This window comes from Bradyrhizobium sp. BLXBL-01, assembly GCF_051853025.1.
In the GTDB taxonomy this organism is placed as follows: domain Bacteria; phylum Pseudomonadota; class Alphaproteobacteria; order Rhizobiales; family Xanthobacteraceae; genus Bradyrhizobium.
In genome coordinates, this window is record NZ_CP182471.1 from 167,544 (window position 1) to 185,730 (window position 18,187).

Here is an 18,187-nt window from a genome sequence, read left to right on the forward strand (position 1 = left end):
TTTACCTTAGCCCGCGGGGTGGGTAGCGAAAATGGCAAGCGTCAGTCTCAACCGCAAGCGCGCGAAACTCAAGCAGGTTCTCGGCATCCGGGCGCGGCTTGCGTTGCTCGCGGTGATTCTCGTGACGCCCCTGATGATCGAGCGCATCCGGTCCCTCGAAGACACGCGCGCGCGGCAGATCGCGCAGGCTGCGGCTGAATTCACCATTGTGGCAAGGCACAGCGCCGATGCACAGCGCGAGGTGATCTCGTCGGTCGAGACCATCCTGAAATCGGAGGCCTTCATCCGCGCCTCCGCCGGCGGAATCACCAAGAGCTGCGACGTGCTGCGGGCGAGCCTGCCGTCGAGCCTCCCCTGGATCCGCACGCTTCTGATCGCCGGCCAGGACGGCCGCATCCAATGCGCCACCAACAACATGTATGTCGGCCTCGATCTCAGCGACCGGCCGTACTTCCAGCAGGCCCAAGAAACCGGCCGCTTCGTGCTGAGCGACTTCATCATGTCGCGGCCGGTGCCCTCGCCGACGGTGATGGCGGTTTATCCGGTGTCCGCCTTCAGCGGTGTGGCCGATGCCGTCGTGCTCGCCACCGTCAATCTCGACTGGATGTCGAAGGTCATGAACAATCTGGGCGGTCGCGCCGGCATCACCGCGGTGCTGGTCGACAGCGCGGGCACCGTGCTGGCGGCGCCGGCCGATCAGCACAGCGCGGTCGGCCGTCCGCTCGACCACATGCCGCTGATGTCCGCGATCGCCGACAAGGCGCTGCGCTCCGATCAGGATGAGGGTTCGCTGTCCTTCCTCGCCGCCGACGGCTCCCGCCGCGCCGTCAGCTATATCCGCATCGCCGGCACCAATGCCCGTCTGATCGCCAGCATCGACGAGGACAAGGTGTCCGCAGCGGTCAGCCGCGACATCCGCACCGCCTATCTGCAGCTCGCCTTCGTGCTCATGTTCGTCCTGCTCGGCGCGCTGATCGCCGCCGAAAAGCTCGTGATCAAGCCGATCGAGATGCTCGCCGACATGGCCAAGCGTCTCGGCGAGGGCGATCTCTCGGCCCGCGCCGCGCGCAATCGCCTGCCCGCCGAGTTCGTGCCGCTGGCCCGCGCGTTCAACGCGATGGCCGCGCAGCTGAGCCAGCGCGAGCGCGAGCTGATCGCAAGCAACGACCGCCTGACGGTGATGGCTTCGATCGACATGCTGTCCGGCCTCGCCAATCGCCGCGGTTTCCAGAGCCGGCTGGATTTCGAATGGATGCGCGCGCAGCAGTATGGCAGCGAGCTCGCGCTTCTGATGATCGACGTCGACCATTTCAAGCTGTTCAACGACACCTATGGCCATCTCGAAGGCGATTCCTGCCTGACGCGGCTCGGCGAATCGCTGTCCGGCATCGCCGCCGACACGATGGGCTTCGCGGCACGTTACGGCGGCGAGGAGTTCTGCCTGCTGCTGCCGAACACCGACGTGACGCGCGCCGTGGAGATCGGCGAGCAGGTGCGTTCGGCCGTGCTGAGGCTCTGTCTGCCGCACATCACCTCGCACCACATGATCGTCACGGTCTCGATCGGCGTCGCTGCGACCAAGCCGAACGAGACCCTGCGCCCAGGCGACCTGATCGAAGCCGCCGACGCCGCGCTCTACGCCGCCAAGCACCGCGGCCGCAACAACGTCGTCGAGCACGGCGTGCAGGCGATCGAGACCAGCGCGGCCAACATGATGATGGTGGCGAGCGCCTAAAAAGCACGACGGGATTCATCGCGCCTTGGGTTGTTGTCTGGGCATGATCCTTCCGGAAAACCGCTTCGCACTTGTCCTGATCGTGCTTTACCCCGCAGCCCCGGCCCGCTCGAGCTCGCTCTCCGTCACCACACGATTACGACCGCCGCCCTTGGCGAGATAGAGCGCGCGGTCGCAACGCTCGATCAGATCCGCGATCGTCTCGCCGACCCGGTATTGCGCCACGCCGATCGACACGCTGATGCCGGGCAGGATCTCGCCGGTCGAACGACGCGTGATGGTGGCTTCAGCGATTGCGCGCCTGATGCGTTCGGCGATCTGGGCGCAGGCGGCCAGATCGGCGTCCGGCAGCACCGCGATCAGCTCCTCGCCGCCATAGCGGGCCGGCAGATCCTGCGCGCGAACCTTCTCGCGCAGCACCTTGGCCATCAGGCGCAGCACCTGGTCGCCGACACCGTGGCCGAAATTGTCGTTGAAGGACTTGAAGTGATCGATGTCGAGCAGCAGCACGCTGAGCGGCTCGCCCCATTCCGCCGTCGTCTGCGCCTTGCGCAGGAATTCATCGAGTGCCCGCCGGTTCGCGAGCCCCGTCAGCGTGTCGGTCCGGGCGCGCTGCTCGGATCGCGACAGCGAATCGCGGATCACGTCGAGCTCGCGGGTCTTTTCCGCAAAGCCTGCCTCCAGCCGCGTCGCCCGAGTGGCGGCCCGCGCCAGCTCGTTCATGAGCTGGGCGACCAGCAGCTTTGGATCGACGCCGGCCTTGCCCTGGTCGGCCACCTGGCTGATGACCTGCATCTGCGAATGATTGTCAGCGATCGCTGTCGCCAGAAACTCCTTCGCCGTCCCCATCAGCGCCTGCAGCCGCTCGGACGTGTCGACCACGACGGCACTCACCTGGGGCGCGACGTAGGTCTCGAACAGATCCTGATTGGTTTGGGCATCGAACGGACGATTGTGATCGATCAGGAGATCGATTGCGTTGCGCAGATCGTCGTGGCCGCCTGCGAAATATTGGTACCAGACCGCAAAATTGGCCGGGGTCGGCGCAACCCGCTGTTCGGCCATGCTCCGCATCGCCCGCCCAGCAATGGACGCGGCATAGTCGTAATCGGGATCGTCGAAGCTGGAATCCATTTGCGGTACGCGGCCTTGTCGAGCCGCAAATTGGCATTGACCCCTTAATCACACCCCAACGCGGCCCTCGTAGTTATGCGGAGGCGGGGTCAAAGTTCCAAAACGCGGCAACCCATTGACCCCCCGAGGTCTTCTATGGCCTAGTCCGCCGTCTTGACGGCCGAACCCACGAAAACCCAACGATTCCATGACCTCCGAACGCTATAACGCCCGCGATGCCGAACCGCGCTGGCAACGCCTCTGGGACGAGCAGGCGATCTTCGTCTCCAAGAACGACGATCCGCGGCCGAAATACTACGTCCTCGAGATGTTCCCCTACCCGTCCGGGCGCATCCATATCGGCCATGTCCGGAATTACACGCTCGGCGACGTGCTGGCCCGCTTCATGCGCGCCAAGGGGTTCAACGTGCTGCACCCGATGGGCTGGGACGCTTTCGGCCTGCCGGCCGAGAACGCCGCGATCGAGCGCAAGGTGGCGCCGAAGGCCTGGACCTACGACAACATCGCCGCGATGAAGAAGCAGCTCCGCTCGATCGGGCTATCGCTGGACTGGTCCAGGGAGATCGCGACCTGCGATCCCTCCTATTACAAGCACCAGCAGAAGATGTTCCTGGACTTCCTGCGCGCAGGCCTTGCCGAGCGCGAAAAGCGCAAGGTGAACTGGGACCCCGTCGACATGACCGTGCTCGCCAACGAGCAGGTGATCGACGGCCGCGGCTGGCGTTCCGGCGCCGTGGTCGAGCAGCGCGAGATGAACCAGTGGGTCTTCAAGATCACGAAGTACTCGCAGGAGCTGCTGTCGGCGCTCGACGGGCTTGACCGCTGGCCCGACAAGGTGCGGCTGATGCAGCGCAACTGGATCGGCCGCTCCGAGGGCCTGTTGATCCGCTTCGCGCTGGATGCGGCAACGACGCCAGCGGGCGAGAGCGAGCTGAAGATCTTCACGACGCGCCCGGACACGCTGTTCGGCGCCAAGTTCATGGCGATCTCGGCGGATCATCCGCTGGCGCAGGCAGCAGCGGCCAAGAACCCGAAGCTTGCCGAGTTCATCGCCGAGATCAAGAAGATCGGCACCGCGCAGGAGATCATCGACACCGCGGAGAAGCAGGGTTTTGATACCGGCATCCGCGCGGTGCACCCGTTCGATCCCTCCTGGAAGCTGCCGGTCTATGTCGCCAACTTCGTGCTGATGGAATACGGCACCGGCGCCATCTTCGGCTGCCCCGCGCACGACCAGCGCGACCTCGACTTCGTCAACAAGTACAATCTCGGCAACACGCCCGTCGTATGCCCGGAAGGTCAGGACCCGAAGAGCTTCGTCATCACCGACACCGCCTATGACGGTGACGGCCGCATGATCAATTCGCGCTTCCTCGACGGCATGACCATCGAGCAGGCGAAGGAAGAGGTGGCGAAGCGGCTCGAGACGGAGCTGCGCGGCAACGCGCCGGTCGGCGAGCGTCAGGTCAATTTCCGCCTGCGCGACTGGGGCATTTCACGCCAGCGCTATTGGGGCTGCCCGATTCCGATCATTCACTGTCCGAAGTGCGACGTGGTGCCGGTGCCGGATGCCGACCTGCCCGTGAAGCTGCCCGACGATGCGACCTTCGACAGACCGGGCAACGCGCTCGATCATCATCCGACCTGGAAGCACGTCACCTGCCCGCAATGCGGAGGCAAGGCCCAACGCGAAACCGACACCATGGACACCTTCGTGGATTCGTCCTGGTACTTCGCGCGCTTCACCGATCCCTGGAACGAGGCTTCGCCGACGACGCCTGATGTCGCCAACCGGATGCTGCCGGTCGACCAATATATCGGCGGCGTCGAGCACGCGATCCTGCATCTGCTCTACAGCCGCTTCTTCACCCGCGCGATGAAGGCGACGGGGCACATCGCGCTGGACGAGCCGTTCGCCGGCATGTTCACGCAAGGCATGGTGGTGCACGAGACCTACCAGAAGGCCGACGGCACCTATGTGCAGCCGGCCGAGGTGAAGGTCGAGGTCGGCGGCAACGGACGGCGCGCCACGCTGCTGACGACGGGCGAAGACATCGCGATCGGCCCGATCGAGAAGATGTCCAAGTCGAAGAAGAACACGGTCGACCCCGACGACATCATCGAGACCTACGGCGCCGACGTCGCCCGCTGGTTCATGCTGTCGGACTCCCCGCCCGACCGCGACGTGATCTGGAGCGACGAGCGCGTCCAGGGCGCCTCGCGCTTCGTGCAGCGGCTGTGGCGGCTGGTGAACGATGCCGTCGAACTCGGCAAGGCTGCGCCCGCGGCCCGGCCGGCCAGCTTCGGCCCGGACGCCACCGCTTTGCGCAAGGCCGCCCACGGCGCGCTGGACAAGGTCACCACCGGCATCGAGCGGTTGCATTTCAACGTTTGCCTGGCCCATATCCGCGAATTCACCAATGCATTCTCGGAGGTGCTCCAGCGGCCCGGCCAGCCCGCCCCTGATCTCGCCTGGGCGATCCAGGAGGCCAGCCAGATCCTGGTCCAGCTGTTCTCGCCGATGATGCCGCATCTGGCCGAGGAGTGCTGGCAGGTGCTTTTCAAGAATGGTCTTGGCCGAAAGGGGCTGGTTTCGGAGGCCGATTGGCCCCAAATCGAACGCGATTTGCTGGTTGAAGACAGCGTGACCCTGGTGGTCCAGGTCAACGGCAAGAAGCGGGGTGAGGTCACAGTTGCAACAGCGGCCCAAAATCCGGAAATCGAGGCTGCCGTTTTGGCCCTCGATGCGGTAAAGCTGGCCCTGGATGGCAAGCCCGTCCGCAAGGTGATCATCGTCCCCAAGAGGATCGTGAATGTTGTCGGCTAGGATCCGTATCGCAGCCCGCTTGCTGGCAGTCGCCGCGCTGGCGGCGCTGACGGCCGGCTGCTTCCAGCCGATGTATGCCGAGCGCAGCGACGGCACCCCAGGCCTGCGCGAGAAGCTGATGGGGGTCGAGCTGCCCCCGATCAACAAGTCCAATGCCTCCCGCGAGGCCCGCGTCGGCGTCGAGATCCGCAACGCGCTGGCCTTCAAGCTTTACGGCACCGCGACGGGCATGCCGCCGACCCACCGGCTCGACATCCGCTTCACCACCAGCCGCTCCTCGCTGATCGTCAGCTCCATGACCGGACTGCCGACCAGCGAAAATCTCGGCATCGACGCCCAGTACAATCTGATCGACGTCGCGACTGGCCGGTCGGTGATGAACGGCTCGACGTTCTCGCGCGTGTCCTATGACATGCCGGGGTCCTATCAGCGCTTCTCGCGCACCCGCGCCGTGCGCGATGCCGAAGATCGCGCCGCCAACGAGATCGCCGAGAACATCACGACCCGGCTCGCCTCGTTCTTCACCGCGGGCACGTAGTTCACTCCCGTCGTTCCGGGGCATGCGAAGCGTGAGCCCGGAATCTCGATCCCAAACCCCTGGATTCTCTGGTGCGCAATGCGCACCGTAGTTCGCGCTTCGCGCGCCCCGGAATGACAATCTGGACCATGGTCGCACTGCGTGGAAAAGAGATCGACGCCTTTCTCGCCCGCCCTGATGCGGGCCGTCCGATCATCCTGCTCTACGGTCCCGATGCCGGTCTGGTGCGCGAGCGCGCCGATGCGCTGATCGCGTCCAGCGTCGACGATCCCAACGACCCGTTCTCGCTGGTCAAGCTCGACGGCGACGAGCTCTCCGCCGAGCCGTCGCGCCTGGTCGACGAGGCGATGACGGTGCCGCTGTTCGGCGGCCGCCGCGCCATCCGCGTTCGCGCCGGCTCGCGCAGCTTTGCCAGTGGCATCGAGACGCTGGCCGAGATGAACGTGAAGGATTGCCGCATCGTGATCGAGGCCGGCGAGCTCCGCCCGGAATCGCCGCTGCGCAAGACCTGCGAGAAAGCCAAAACGGCGGTCGCGATCGGCTGCTATCCCGACACCGAGCGCGATCTTGCCAGGCTGATGGACGACGAGCTGCGCATCGCGAATTTGCGGATCGCGCAGGACGCGCGCGCGGCGCTGATGTCGTTCCTCGGCGGCGACCGCCAGGCCTCGCGCAACGAGCTGCGCAAACTGACGCTCTACGCCCACGGCAAGGGCGAGGTCACGCTGGATGACGTCATGGCCGTGGTCGCCGATGCCTCCGAGCTGAAGCTCGATCCGATCGTCGACGGCGCCTTCGCCGGGCGGCCCGACATCGTCGAGACCGAGTTTGCCAAGGCGATGATCGCCGGGACCTACCCCGGCGTGATCATCTCGGCCGCCCAGCGCCAGGCCGCGTGGCTGCACAAATCCGCGCTCGCCATCGCCGACGGCCAGCCTGCCTCCGCGGTGCTCGAGGGCGGCTATCCGCGCCTGCATTTTTCTCGAAAGCCTGCAGTCGAAACCGCGCTGCGCAATTTCAGCCCGGCGCGGCTCGCCGCTGTGATCGAGCAGCTCGCGACCGCCGCGCTCGACACCCGCAAGCAGTCCACCCTCGCCGCCGCCATCGCCCAGCGCGCGCTGATGGCGATCGCCGCGAACGCGAAACGGCGGGGATAGGCCCCCGCTCTCTCGCCACGTCATTGCGAGCGCAGCTGTCTCCACCCGTCATTGCGAGCGCAGCGAAGCAATCCAGAATCGTTCCGCAGCGGGACTCTGGATTGCTTCGCTGCGCTCGCAATGACGATGTGGAAATAGTTGCGCGCCACCCACGCCCTGACGTCCTCGAACGCGGGAACGACGCCGAGAATTCGGTCTACAGTGCGCCCTTGGCCAGCCGCTTCATCACCTCGTCGAGCTGATCGAGGTTGCGGTAGTTGATCTGCACGGAGCCGCCGGGATCGCGGTGGTTGACGGTGACCTTGAGGCCGAGCGCGTCGCTGACGCGCTTCTCCAGATCGATCGTGTCGGGGTCCTTTTCCTTGCCCCCGCTGGCGCGCGCCTTCTGCGGCTTGCGCTCCGGCACGCCCTCTTCGTGCGCGAGCGCCTCGGCCTGGCGGACGTTGAGACCTTCCTCGACGATGCGCTTGGCGGCGGCGAGCGGATCGGGCACGCCGATCAACGCGCGGGCGTGGCCGGCCGTCAGCTCGCCGGTCGCGATGAAGGCCTGCACCTCCGCCGGCAGCTTGGTCAGCCGCATCATGTTGGCGACGTGGCTTCGGCTCTTGCCGACGACCTTGGCAATGTCGTCCTGGCTGCGTTTGAACTCGTTGGCGAGCGCGTGATAGCCCTGCGCCTCCTCCATCGGGTTGAGGTCCTCGCGCTGGACGTTCTCGACGATCGCGAATTCCAGCGCGTCGCTGTCGCTGATGTCGACCGGCACGATCGGCACTTCGTGCAGGCCGGCCATCTGCGAGGCGCGCCAGCGTCGTTCGCCGGCGATGATCTCGTAGCGATCCTGCGCGCCCTTCACGGGCCGCACCACGATCGGCTGGATCACGCCATGCTGCTTGATGGAGTCGGAGAGCTCCTTCAGCTCGGTGTCCGAAAACGTGCGGCGCGGGTTGCGCGGATTGGCCTTGATGAATTCGATCGGCACCTTGCGCTGTGCGCGCGGACGATCGACATGCTGGGCCTCGCCGCCGACGTCACCGATCAGACTTGCAAGACCCCGGCCCAGTCGCGAACGCGCTTCATCGGCCATCGCCAGCTCCCTTGGATTCACGGTGCAGCACTCCAGAACTGAATTATCGTAGGGTGGGCAAAGCGAAGCGTGCCCACCGATTGTGTGCGGAAGACGGTGGGCACGGAAAACGCCTTTGCCCACCCTACGGGAGCGTCAATGCGTCGTGCGCAGCTCGCGCTCGCGCTGGATCACTTCGGTGGCAAGCCGCAAATAGGCTTCGCTGCCGACGCATTTGAGATCATAGACCAGCACCGGCTTGCCATAGGACGGCGCTTCCGAGATGCGCACGTTGCGCGGGATCATGGTCTTGTAGACCTTCTCGCCCATGAACTGGCGGACGTCGGCGACGACCTGGTTCGACAGGTTGTTGCGCGAGTCGAACATGGTCAGCACGATGCCGTGGATCGACAGGTTCGGATTGAGCGTCGAGCGCACCTGCTCGACGGTCTGCAAGAGTTGCGACAGACCTTCGAGCGCGAAGAACTCGCACTGCAGCGGCACCAGGATCGCATCCGACGCCGCCATCGCGTTGACCGTGAGCAGGTTGAGCGAGGGGGGGCAGTCGATCAGCACGTAGGTGTAGTCGGCGTCAGGCGAGACGTTGTTGTTGAGCGCGCCGATCGCGTCGCGCAACTTGAAGGCGCGACCGGGCGTGGTGCCGAGCTCGAGCTCGAGGCCGGAGAGGTCCATGGTCGAGGGTGCGATGTGCAGCCGGGGCACCGCGGTCGAGACCACGGCTTCGCGCAGAGGCGCTTCACCGATCAGCACGTCATAGGTCGAGCAGGAGCGGTTGCGGCGATCGATGCCGAGGCCGGTCGAGGCGTTGCCCTGCGGATCGAGATCGACGATCAGGACGCGCTCGCCAATCGCAGCGAGCGCCGTGCCGAGGTTGATCGCTGTGGTTGTTTTTCCCACACCGCCTTTTTGATTCGCCAGCGCGAGAATGCGCGGATGGCCATGGGGGACCTCATCGGTCTTTTGGGCCGTCTGTTCTTGCTGCGGTTCGTCAATCACGCTCATCGCGATTCCCCACTCACCCCTCAGCCGCGCCGTTCGGCGGCATTGAGCTCCACGATCCACCCGTCGCCCGTGCGGCTTTGGTGGAGCTGCGGCCGAATATTCCAATATTTAGCGGCTTCGGTCAATTCAGCCTCTACATCTTGACCCTTGAGAAATAACGCCTTTGCGCCTTGACGCATCAGCGGCTCCGCAAAGCCGATGAGTTGATGTAGCGGAGCCAGTGCACGCGCGGTGACGCAATCGACGGGGCCGGTGATTCTATCCACATTATCCCCGATCTCAGCGAGATGTACGACTCCCGGAGACGTGGTGACGCGGATCGCTTCGCGCAAAAAGGCGGCTTTCTTGGCAATTCGCTCGACGAGATGGACGCTCGCGCCAGGTGTGCCGGTCATGGCGCAGGCGAGCACGATTCCGGGAAATCCGCCGCCACTACCCAGATCGGCCCAGCGTTTTGCGGCCGGTGCGAGATCGACCAGCTGGAGCGAATCGGCGATGTGCCGGGTCCAGAGCTGCGGCAAGGTCGAGGGCGCGACCAGATTGGTCTTGGCCTGCCACTCCCGCAGCAGCGCGATGTAGCGATCAAGTCGCTCCTCGGTTTCACGTGAAACGGGCGCGAGCTTGAGGGCCGCGGTCTTGTCGGCGGCGATGATGGAATCGAGCGCTTTGCCGTTGGCCGCGGCCTTGCTGATCTTCGGGCTGGGCGACGCCCCTTCAATTCGGCGCCCAGTGCCCTCGCCCGCTTGGGGTCGTCGCGTTGGCGGTCGATCCCCGCCCGGTCCGCGCTGTTTCACGTGAAACGCCTATGCGATTGGCTTTATGCGATTGCTTTGGAAGTCTTTCGTGCCTCGCGGCGCAGATAGGCCGCGAGAATGCCGAGCGCCGCCGGCGTCATACCGTCCATGCGGCCGGCTTGGCCGACGGTGAAGGGTCGTGCCTTCTCTAGCTTGGCACGCACTTCATTGGAGAGACCGGGAACGAGCTGGTAATCGACGTCCTCCAGCACCATGCCCTCGTCGCGGCGGAAGGCTTCGACGTCGGCGCTCTGGCGCTCCAGATAGACGTCGTACTTGGCGTCGATCTCGAGATGGGTGGCGATGACGGGATCGATGGCCGACAGCTCCGACCAGATCGCGCGGACCTGGCTCCAGCCGATCTCCGGATAGGCCATCAGCTCGAAAGCCGAACGGCGCTGGCCATCCCGGTTCAGCGACAGCCCGTGCTTGATCGCCTCGTTCGGGGTGATGGTCAGGGACTTCGAGAGCGTCCTGGCGGCGTTCAACGCGTCCATCTTGGCGCGATGACGCCGGGTTCTGGCGCTGCCGACGCACCCCAGCGCGATGCCCTTCTCGGTCAGACGCTGGTCGGCATTGTCGGCCCGCAGGGTCAGCCGGTACTCGGCCCTCGAGGTGAACATCCGATACGGCTCGCTGATCCCGCGGGTGACGAGGTCGTCGATCATCACGCCGAGATAGCCGTCGGCACGATCGAACACGGTGAGCGCGGCACCGCTGGCGGAAAGCGCCGCATTCAGGCCGGCAACAATGCCCTGCCCGGCGGCTTCCTCATATCCGGTGGTGCCGTTGATCTGCCCGGCCAGGAACAGCCCGCGCAGACGCTTGGTCTGCAGGGTCGGATCGAGCTCGCGGGGATCGATGTGGTCGTATTCGATGGCATAGCCGGGGCGGACCATCTTCACCCGCTCCAGGCCGGGAATGCTGGCAAGGATCGCAAGCTGGACCTCTTCGGGCAGCGAGGTCGAGATGCCGTTGGGATAGACGGTGCTATCATCGAGCCCTTCCGGCTCCAGGAAGATCTGGTGGCCGTCGCGATCGCCGAAGCGGACGATCTTGTCCTCGATCGAGGGGCAATAACGCGGCCCGGAGCTCTTGATCTGGCCGGAGTACATCGGGGAGCGATGGACATTGGCCCGGATCACCTCATGGGTCGCCGGCGTGGTCCGGGTGATCCCGCACTGGATCTGCGGCGTCGTAATCCGCTCGGTCATCACCGAAAACGGCTCCGGCGGCTCGTCGCCGGGCTGCATCTCGACCGCCGACCAGTCGATCGTGGTGCCGTCCAGACGCGGCGGAGTGCCGGTCTTGAGACGTCCGAGGGTAAAGCCGGCGCGCTCGAAAGAGCTGGAAAGGCCCAACGCAGGCGCCTCGCCGACCCGGCCGGCGGGCCAGTTCTTCTCACCGAGATGAATCAGCCCACGGAGAAAGGTACCGGTGGTGACGACAACCGCCCCTGCCCGAAGCTCCCGGCCATCGGCCAGACGCAGGCCGGTGACCCGCCCGTCGACCACGATCAGCTCGTCGGCTTCGCCCTCGATGACGGTGAGGCGTTCGGTCTCCCGGATCGCCGCCTGCATCGCCGCCGCGTAGAGCTTTCGGTCTGCCTGAGCCCGGGGGCCACGCACGGCGGGGCCCTTACGGCGATTGAGAACGCGAAACTGGATGCCGCCGGCATCGCCGACACGGCCCATCAAACCGTCGAGCGCATCGACCTCGCGGACCAGATGGCCCTTGCCGAGCCCACCGATGGCGGGATTGCAGGACATTGCGCCAACCGTGGAGAAACGGTGCGTCACCAGAGCGGTCACCGCACCCATCCGGGCAGCGGCAGCCGCGGCTTCACAGCCGGCGTGGCCGCCGCCAATGACGATGACGTCGAAACTCTCTCGCTCTGTTCGCATGGACGGACTTCTAGCTCAGAGCTGGGAAAGCCGGAAGTGGAAACTCGGGAGCGGCGTTTCACGTGAAACAGGCGCAAGCCCCGAGTCGGAACCATTTTCGCGAAAACAACCCCATGCACAGTAGGAGGTGCATTGATCCATCTGGTGTTTCACGTGAAACAAATACGGGCTCCTGGCCGAGCGATGCTCGACCAGACATCCTGTCACGTGCCCTCACCGCGCCGCCGTAGCTTCTAGTCGGGGGGGCGCCACGTACCGCGTCATAATCCCTCATTCGAACGCAGCGAAGCAATCCAGAATCGCTCCATTGCGGGACTCTGGATTGCTTCGTCGCAAGGGCTCCTCGCAATGACGGGGAGAGAGCGGCGTTTCAAGTAAACAAAGCGAGGACCCGCCCATGTTTCACGTGAAACAGAAGAAATGGAACAAGGGCTAGTTCTACAATCAAGTACTAGCGTTACTTTCCGATACAGAATTTCTGGAAGATGGCGCCAAGGACGTCCTCGACGTCCACGCGGCCCAAGAGCCGGCCCAAGGCATAGGCCGCCGCTCGCAGCTCTTCGGCCGCGAGCTCCTCGCCGTCTTCTAAAAGGCCCAGACTCCGGCGCAAGCTGTCTGAGGCCCGGCTCAACAAGTCTCGCTGGCGGGCCCGGGTCACCATGGCGCCCTCGGTGGTCCCGAAGAACTCGGAAGCGAATCTCACCAGCGCGTCGACCAGCTCGGGGATGCCGTCGCCCCGGCTTGCCGAGATCCCGAACTCGGCGCTTGGCCCCGCTCCACCGCCCCCGCCGAGATCGATCTTGTTGCGTACGATCCAGACCGAGCCGCTGGACGAAGCACCACCGTCCGCGGATGTCCAGCGCGAGCGCATTGTGTCGAGATCGACGGCCTGCTCGCCCTCCACCAGCCACAGCACCAGATCGGCGTCCTCGGCTCGCGCGCGGGCCCGGCGCACGCCTTCCTGCTCCACGGGATCGTCGGTCTCGCGGATGCCGGCGGTGTCGATGACCGTGACGGGATAACCATCGAGATCGAGCTGCACCTCGATCACGTCGCGCGTGGTGCCGGCATGCGGCGAGACGATCGCGACCTCGCGGCGCGCCAGCTGGTTGATCAGCGTCGACTTGCCGACATTCGGCTCGCCCGCGATCGCAACCACCAGGCCATCGCGCAGCCGTTCGGAATGTCCCTGTGCCGCAAGCACTTTTGCGATTTCGTCGTGAAGCGCCTTGATCGCTTTCACTGCCGGCGCCCTCAGCTCCGCGGGCACGTCGCCTTCATCGGAAAAATCGATGCCGGCCTCGATCAGCGCGGAGGCCTCGATGATGCGCTCGCGCCAGTCGCGCGCGCGGTCGCCGAGCAGGCCCTGCAGCTGGCGCAGCGCCTGGCGGCGCTGGCGGTCGGTGTCGGCGTGAATGAGGTCGTCGAGGCCCTCGGCCTCGGTCAGGTCGAGCTTGCCATTCTCGAAGGCGCGCCGGGTGAACTCACCGGGCTCCGCCGTGCGCGTATTCGGGATATCGGAAATCGTTGCGAAGAGCGCCGCCAGCACCGCCCGGCCGCCATGGACGTGAAATTCGGCAATGTCCTCGCCCGTCGCGCTGGCCGGTCCCGGAAACCAGAGCACGACCGCATCGTCGATCGGCTGGCCTGCGCCGTCCCGGAGCAGCCGCCGGCTCGCCTGTCGCGGCGCCGGCAACCGGCCCGCAAGCGTCGTCAGCACTAGGCCTGCTTGCGAGCCGGAGACGCGCACCACCGCGATCGCGCTGGGCGTCCGGCCGGATGACAGCGCAAAGATGGTCTGGTCTCGCGGATGCATGGCCTATTTGTGCGGCTGCCGGTGAAAAGGCAAATATCCGTTTTCAGCCTGGCCAGCGGCTGGATTTTGCCGCACCAGATCTCGCAACAACTTATGCTGCATCGCAATAGTCTCGCAGCATTTTTGCTGCAAGAATACGTCCCCGCGCAGGAGACAGGCCGGCGGAAATTCAAGTATTATTGTAAGATATCAATAGATTAAAAGATGCCCGAGCTCCGGTGGCTGATACCATTCATGCTGCACTATGCTGCAGCAAAGCCGCAACAAAAAGGCGCCCGAAGGCGCCCTCGAAGTCTTTGCTGCAGTGTCCTCAGGTGTTCATGGAGTCGAAGAACTCCGAATTGCTCTTGGTCGAGCGCAGCTTGTCGAGCAGGAAGTCGATCGCGTCCATCGTGCCCATCGGATTGAGGATGCGGCGGAGCACGTACATCTTCTTGAGCACCTGCGGGTCGGTGATGAGCTCCTCCTTGCGGGTGCCGGAGCGCGAGATATCGATCGCCGGGAAGGTGCGCTTGTCCGACACCTTGCGGTCCAGGATCAGCTCGGAGTTACCGGTGCCCTTGAACTCTTCGAAGATGACTTCGTCCATGCGGCTGCCGGTATCGACCAGCGCCGTCGCGATGATGGTCAGCGAGCCGCCCTCCTCGATGTTGCGGGCCGCGCCGAAGAAGCGCTTCGGACGCTGCAGCGCGTTGGCGTCGACACCGCCGGTCAGCACCTTGCCGGATGACGGCACCACGGTGTTGTAGGCGCGGCCGAGGCGCGTGATCGAATCAAGCAGGATCACGACATCGCGGCCGTGCTCGACCAGGCGTTTTGCCTTCTCGATCACCATCTCGGCGACCTGAACGTGGCGCACCGCCGGCTCGTCGAAGGTCGAGGACACCACCTCGCCCTTCACCGAGCGTTGCATGTCCGTGACTTCTTCCGGACGCTCGTCGATCAAGAGCACGATCAGATAGCATTCGGGATGGTTGTGGGTGATCGAGTGCGCGATGTTCTGCATCAGCACGGTCTTACCGGTCCGCGGCGGCGCCACGATCAACGCGCGCTGGCCCTTGCCGATGGGCGCAACGATGTCGATCACGCGTGCAGACAGGTCTTTCCGCGTCGGATCGTCGATCTCCATGCGGAAACGCTGATTCGGAAACAGCGGCGTGAGGTTATCGAAATTGACCTTGTGCTTGGCCTTTTCCGGGTCCTCGAAATTGAGCGTGTTGACCTTCAGCAGCGCGAAGTAGCGCTCGCCCTCTTTCGGGCTGCGGATATGACCTTCGATGGTGTCGCCGGTGCGCAGGCCGAAACGGCGGATCTGCGAGGGCGAAACGTAGATATCGTCCGGACCCGGCAGATAATTCGCATCGGGCGAGCGGAGGAAGCCGAAGCCGTCGGAGAGCACCTCGACGACGCCCTCGCCGACGATATCGGTCTCGGCCAGCGAGAGCTGCTTGAGGATGGCGAACAGCAGCTCCTGCTTGCGCATGGTGCTGGCGTTTTCGACCCCGTTCTCTTCCGCGAACGAGACGAGCTCGGCCGGGGTTTTCGACTTGAGGTCCTGGAGTTTGATTTCCCGCATTGGGGTGGTCCTGTGGGGTAACCTGAAAAAGAGGGGGGTGCGAGGTGGCTCTGAAATGCGGACGCGAGCAGGTGCAGGTAAGGTCCGCAGGTCTGGCAAGGTTAAGCGCCGGTGAGGCTTCAAACCTGATGCGGTGTCCGGCCTCTGGAAGGCTCGGACACAACCACATCCGCCTGCGTTGGGTGGGATATCGCTAATATAGAAAATCGCTCAACGCTCCGCAAGCCGAAGCGCTGAGCTAATCGCCGCGGGGTTTGCCTAGAACGGCTTCACGATCACCATGACGACGATGAAAATCATCAGGACGGTCGGCACCTCATTGATAATCCGATAGAATTTCTGGCTTCGTGGACGCTTATCAGCGGCAAAATCCTTGACCCAGCGGGAAAAAAAGCCGTGGACCGCCGATAGCACCAGGACCAGTGCCAGTTTTACGTGCAGCCAGCCGAACGAGAACCAATGTCCGGACCAGGCGAGGTAGAGCCCGGCGAGCCAGGTGACCATCATCGCGGGGTTGATGATCGCCTTGAGCAGCCGGCGTTCCATGACCTTGAACGTCTCGGACTGCTTCGAGCCGATTTCGGCCTCGCAGTGATAGACGAACAGCCGCGGCAAATAGAGCATGCCGGCCATCCAGGAGATGACGGCGATCACGTGCAGCGCCTTGATCCAGAGATAGACGTCTTCGAACATTTTCGACGGTCCGGGTTGCTGTCCAGCTCGGGAGCGCTGGGGATAGTAAGAACTCGTTAAGGTCTTACCCCGCACACATATCCGTCCGTAGCGCCTTCCTCAAATCTAGAATCTTAGATTCTTAAGGTTTGAGTCTATGTGACCGTGGATTGGACTCATGCAATTCCGTCCGCGCGTTCGCGCGCGCTTGTTCACATCCATCCACATATTCCGGACAGCCTTTGTCGACTTCCGATAAGTCAGTCGGCTTCAAAGGCTTGCGCGTTTGTATCGGCAGCTTATCAAGAGACTTGTTTGCGCAATCCCGCTTCCCTCTCGGCGGGGCGCCGGACTTGTCCTGACCGGCAGCGGTGTGAAGAAAATCGCCGCTTGTCCCGCCCCTGGTGTCGCGCATCCCTTTCCGAGAGGTTAAGCTCCACAGAAATCCACAAACCGCCCCAACGAAATTCAAAGGGTTTTTGTGCCGACCTCGAACAATTATTTCCATCTCCACCTGGTCTCGGACTCCACGGGTGAGACGCTCATCACCGTGGCGCGCGCGGTCGCGGCCCAATACGCCAACGTGACGCCGGTCGAGCACGTCTATCCGCTGGTGCGCAGCCAGAAGCAGCTCGACCGCGTGCTCGACGAGATCGAGGAGGCGCCGGGGATCGTGCTGTTCACGCTGCTCGAGAAGGACCTGGTCGCCAGACTCGAGGACAAGTGCAAGCAGATCAATGTTCCGAGCCTGTCGATCATCGGCCCGGTGATGCAGCTGTTCGAAGCCTATCTGGGAGCAGCGACCACCGGCCGTGTCGGCGCCCAGCACGTGCTCAACGCGGAATATTTCAAGCGCATCGACGCACTGAACTACACGATGATCCATGACGACGGTCAGCATGTCGAAGGTCTCGACGAGGCCGATGTGGTCCTGGTCGGCGTGTCCCGGACCTCGAAGACACCGACCTCGATCTATCTCGCCAATCGCGGTATCCGCACCGCCAACGTGCCGCTGGTGCCGGGCATCCCCGTGCCCTCGCAATTGGAGACGCTGACGCGGCCGCTGGTCGTCAGCCTGCACGCGACGCCGGAACGCCTGATTCAGATCCGTCAGAATCGCCTGCTTTCCATGGGCGCCGAGTCCGGCAGCGATACCTACACCGACAAGCAATCGGTCACCGAGGAGGTCGCGTTCGCGCGCAAGCTGAGCGCCAAGCACGACTGGCCGCTGCTGGACGTCACGCGCCGCTCCATCGAGGAAACCGCGGCGGCGATCATGAAGCTGTATAGCGACCGCCAGCGCAACCGGCCGTCCGAGTAAGTGTCGCCGATGAGTTTGTGGCGCGGCAAAAGTCCGTTGATCCTGGCCTCGCAAAGCAGCGCGCGCAAAATGCTGCTGGCCAATGCCGGGCTCGAATTCGTAGCTGTCACCGCTGATATCGACGAGCGCGGCATTCAGGCCGCGTCAAAACTTTCGGATCCGCGCGAGATCGGCCTGTTGCTGGCGCGCGAGAAAGCCAGAGCGGTCTCTGCCGGTTATCCCGGACACTTTGCGATCGGCGCCGACCAGACGCTGGCCCTCGGGAACCGTCTCTTCAACAAACCGGCCGGCCGCGCCCAGGCGCTGGCGCAATTGCGCGATCTCGCCGGTCAGACGCACGAGCTGAATTCAGCCGTCGCCGTGGCGCAGGATGGCAGGATCGTCTTCGAGGACGTTTCCGTGGCGCGCATGACCATGCGGCCCATGAGCGAAGCCGAGCTTTCGGCCTATCTCGACGCCGCCGGCGAGGCCGTGACCAGAAGCGTCGGTGCCTATCAGCTCGAGGGCCTGGGCATCCATCTGTTCGAGCGCATCGAGGGCGACCATTTCACCATTCTCGGCCTACCGCTGCTGCCGCTGCTTGCGTATCTGCGGAGCGAGCAGCTAATTGCGGTGTAGATGCGACAG

14 protein-coding genes are annotated in these 18,187 nt (G+C 64.3%); 6 read left to right on the forward strand and 8 right to left on the reverse strand.

Features of this window, described 5'->3' with window-relative positions; genetic code table 11:
- The first annotated feature begins 31 nt into the window (after positions 1-31).
- Positions 32-1,735: a diguanylate cyclase domain-containing protein gene (locus ACNJYA_RS00790; RefSeq protein ID WP_439401849.1), complete on the forward strand. Its 1,704-nt coding sequence runs from the start codon at positions 32-34 to the stop codon at positions 1,733-1,735.
- An 87-nt stretch (positions 1,736-1,822) separates the two neighbouring features.
- Here ACNJYA_RS00790 and ACNJYA_RS00795 read toward each other — a convergent pair whose 3' ends face one another.
- Complete coding sequence (locus ACNJYA_RS00795; protein ID WP_439401850.1) at positions 1,823-2,869, reverse strand: GGDEF domain-containing protein; 1,047 nt, start codon at positions 2,867-2,869, stop codon at positions 1,823-1,825.
- Positions 2,870-3,056: 187 nt separating this feature from the next.
- On the opposite strand from ACNJYA_RS00795, the gene leuS reads away from it, so the two are divergent.
- The 3 genes from leuS (at position 3,057) to holA (ending at position 7,391) form a co-directional block, all read left to right on the forward strand.
- Entirely contained in the window at positions 3,057-5,696 is a 2,640-nt protein-coding gene (leuS, locus tag ACNJYA_RS00800; RefSeq protein WP_439365074.1) for a leucine--tRNA ligase, read from the forward strand.
- Positions 5,683-6,234, forward strand: a complete 552-nt coding sequence (gene lptE, locus ACNJYA_RS00805; protein WP_172787832.1) for an LPS assembly lipoprotein LptE — start codon at positions 5,683-5,685, stop codon at positions 6,232-6,234. Before leuS ends, lptE begins: the two co-directional genes overlap by 14 nt.
- A 128-nt stretch (positions 6,235-6,362) precedes the next feature.
- Positions 6,363-7,391, forward strand: a complete 1,029-nt coding sequence (holA, locus tag ACNJYA_RS00810; RefSeq protein WP_212257856.1) for a DNA polymerase III subunit delta — start codon at positions 6,363-6,365, stop codon at positions 7,389-7,391.
- Positions 7,392-7,587: 196 nt separating this feature from the next.
- Here the strand turns inward: holA and ACNJYA_RS00815 are convergent, their stop codons facing one another.
- The 7 genes from ACNJYA_RS00815 to hemJ form a co-directional block, all read right to left on the reverse strand.
- Entirely contained in the window at positions 7,588-8,475 is an 888-nt protein-coding gene (locus tag ACNJYA_RS00815) for a ParB/RepB/Spo0J family partition protein (RefSeq protein ID WP_212257855.1), read from the reverse strand.
- Between the two features lie 135 nt (positions 8,476-8,610).
- Positions 8,611-9,477, reverse strand: coding sequence for a ParA family protein (locus ACNJYA_RS00820; protein ID WP_260381464.1), 867 nt, complete (start codon positions 9,475-9,477; stop codon positions 8,611-8,613).
- A 20-nt stretch (positions 9,478-9,497) separates the two neighbouring features.
- Positions 9,498-10,130, reverse strand: coding sequence for a 16S rRNA (guanine(527)-N(7))-methyltransferase RsmG (rsmG, locus tag ACNJYA_RS00825; protein ID WP_439403522.1), 633 nt, complete (start codon positions 10,128-10,130; stop codon positions 9,498-9,500).
- 164 nt (positions 10,131-10,294) lie between these two features.
- Entirely contained in the window at positions 10,295-12,175 is a 1,881-nt protein-coding gene (mnmG, locus tag ACNJYA_RS00830) for a tRNA uridine-5-carboxymethylaminomethyl(34) synthesis enzyme MnmG (protein WP_439401851.1), read from the reverse strand.
- A 457-nt stretch (positions 12,176-12,632) separates the two neighbouring features.
- Positions 12,633-13,991: a tRNA uridine-5-carboxymethylaminomethyl(34) synthesis GTPase MnmE gene (gene mnmE / locus ACNJYA_RS00835; protein ID WP_439401852.1), complete on the reverse strand. Its 1,359-nt coding sequence runs from the start codon at positions 13,989-13,991 to the stop codon at positions 12,633-12,635.
- Between the two features lie 310 nt (positions 13,992-14,301).
- Positions 14,302-15,567, reverse strand: coding sequence for a transcription termination factor Rho (gene rho, locus ACNJYA_RS00840; protein WP_011083462.1), 1,266 nt, complete (start codon positions 15,565-15,567; stop codon positions 14,302-14,304).
- A gap of 258 nt (positions 15,568-15,825) precedes the next feature.
- A complete protein-coding gene (gene hemJ / locus ACNJYA_RS00845; RefSeq protein WP_172787825.1) occupies positions 15,826-16,260 on the reverse strand; it encodes a protoporphyrinogen oxidase HemJ in 435 nt (144 codons plus the stop codon).
- Positions 16,261-16,720: 460 nt separating this feature from the next.
- On the opposite strand from hemJ, the gene ACNJYA_RS00850 reads away from it, so the two are divergent.
- Positions 16,721-17,560, forward strand: coding sequence for a pyruvate, water dikinase regulatory protein (locus ACNJYA_RS00850; protein WP_100233242.1), 840 nt, complete (start codon positions 16,721-16,723; stop codon positions 17,558-17,560).
- 9 nt (positions 17,561-17,569) lie between these two features.
- The gene (locus ACNJYA_RS00855) at positions 17,570-18,178 is read left to right on the forward strand and encodes a Maf family protein (protein WP_439401853.1); all 609 of its coding nucleotides are present in this window, start codon (positions 17,570-17,572) and stop codon (positions 18,176-18,178) included.
- The last annotated feature ends 9 nt before the right edge of the window (positions 18,179-18,187 follow it).

Coding starts and splice junctions, on each gene's coding strand:
- ACNJYA_RS00790 (WP_439401849.1), top strand. CDS start 32: ATGGCAAGCGTCAGTCTCAACCGCAAGCGCGCGAAACTCAAGCAGGTT.
- ACNJYA_RS00795 (WP_439401850.1), bottom strand. CDS start 2,869: ATGGATTCCAGCTTCGACGATCCCGATTACGACTATGCCGCGTCCATT.
- leuS (WP_439365074.1), top strand. CDS start 3,057: ATGACCTCCGAACGCTATAACGCCCGCGATGCCGAACCGCGCTGGCAA.
- lptE (WP_172787832.1), top strand. CDS start 5,683: ATGTTGTCGGCTAGGATCCGTATCGCAGCCCGCTTGCTGGCAGTCGCC.
- holA (WP_212257856.1), top strand. CDS start 6,363: ATGGTCGCACTGCGTGGAAAAGAGATCGACGCCTTTCTCGCCCGCCCT.
- ACNJYA_RS00815 (WP_212257855.1), bottom strand. CDS start 8,475: ATGGCCGATGAAGCGCGTTCGCGACTGGGCCGGGGTCTTGCAAGTCTG.
- ACNJYA_RS00820 (WP_260381464.1), bottom strand. CDS start 9,477: ATGAGCGTGATTGACGAACCGCAGCAAGAACAGACGGCCCAAAAGACC.
- mnmG (WP_439401851.1), bottom strand. CDS start 12,175: ATGCGAACAGAGCGAGAGAGTTTCGACGTCATCGTCATTGGCGGCGGC.
- mnmE (WP_439401852.1), bottom strand. CDS start 13,991: ATGCATCCGCGAGACCAGACCATCTTTGCGCTGTCATCCGGCCGGACG.
- rho (WP_011083462.1), bottom strand. CDS start 15,567: ATGCGGGAAATCAAACTCCAGGACCTCAAGTCGAAAACCCCGGCCGAG.
- hemJ (WP_172787825.1), bottom strand. CDS start 16,260: ATGTTCGAAGACGTCTATCTCTGGATCAAGGCGCTGCACGTGATCGCC.
- ACNJYA_RS00855 (WP_439401853.1), top strand. CDS start 17,570: ATGAGTTTGTGGCGCGGCAAAAGTCCGTTGATCCTGGCCTCGCAAAGC.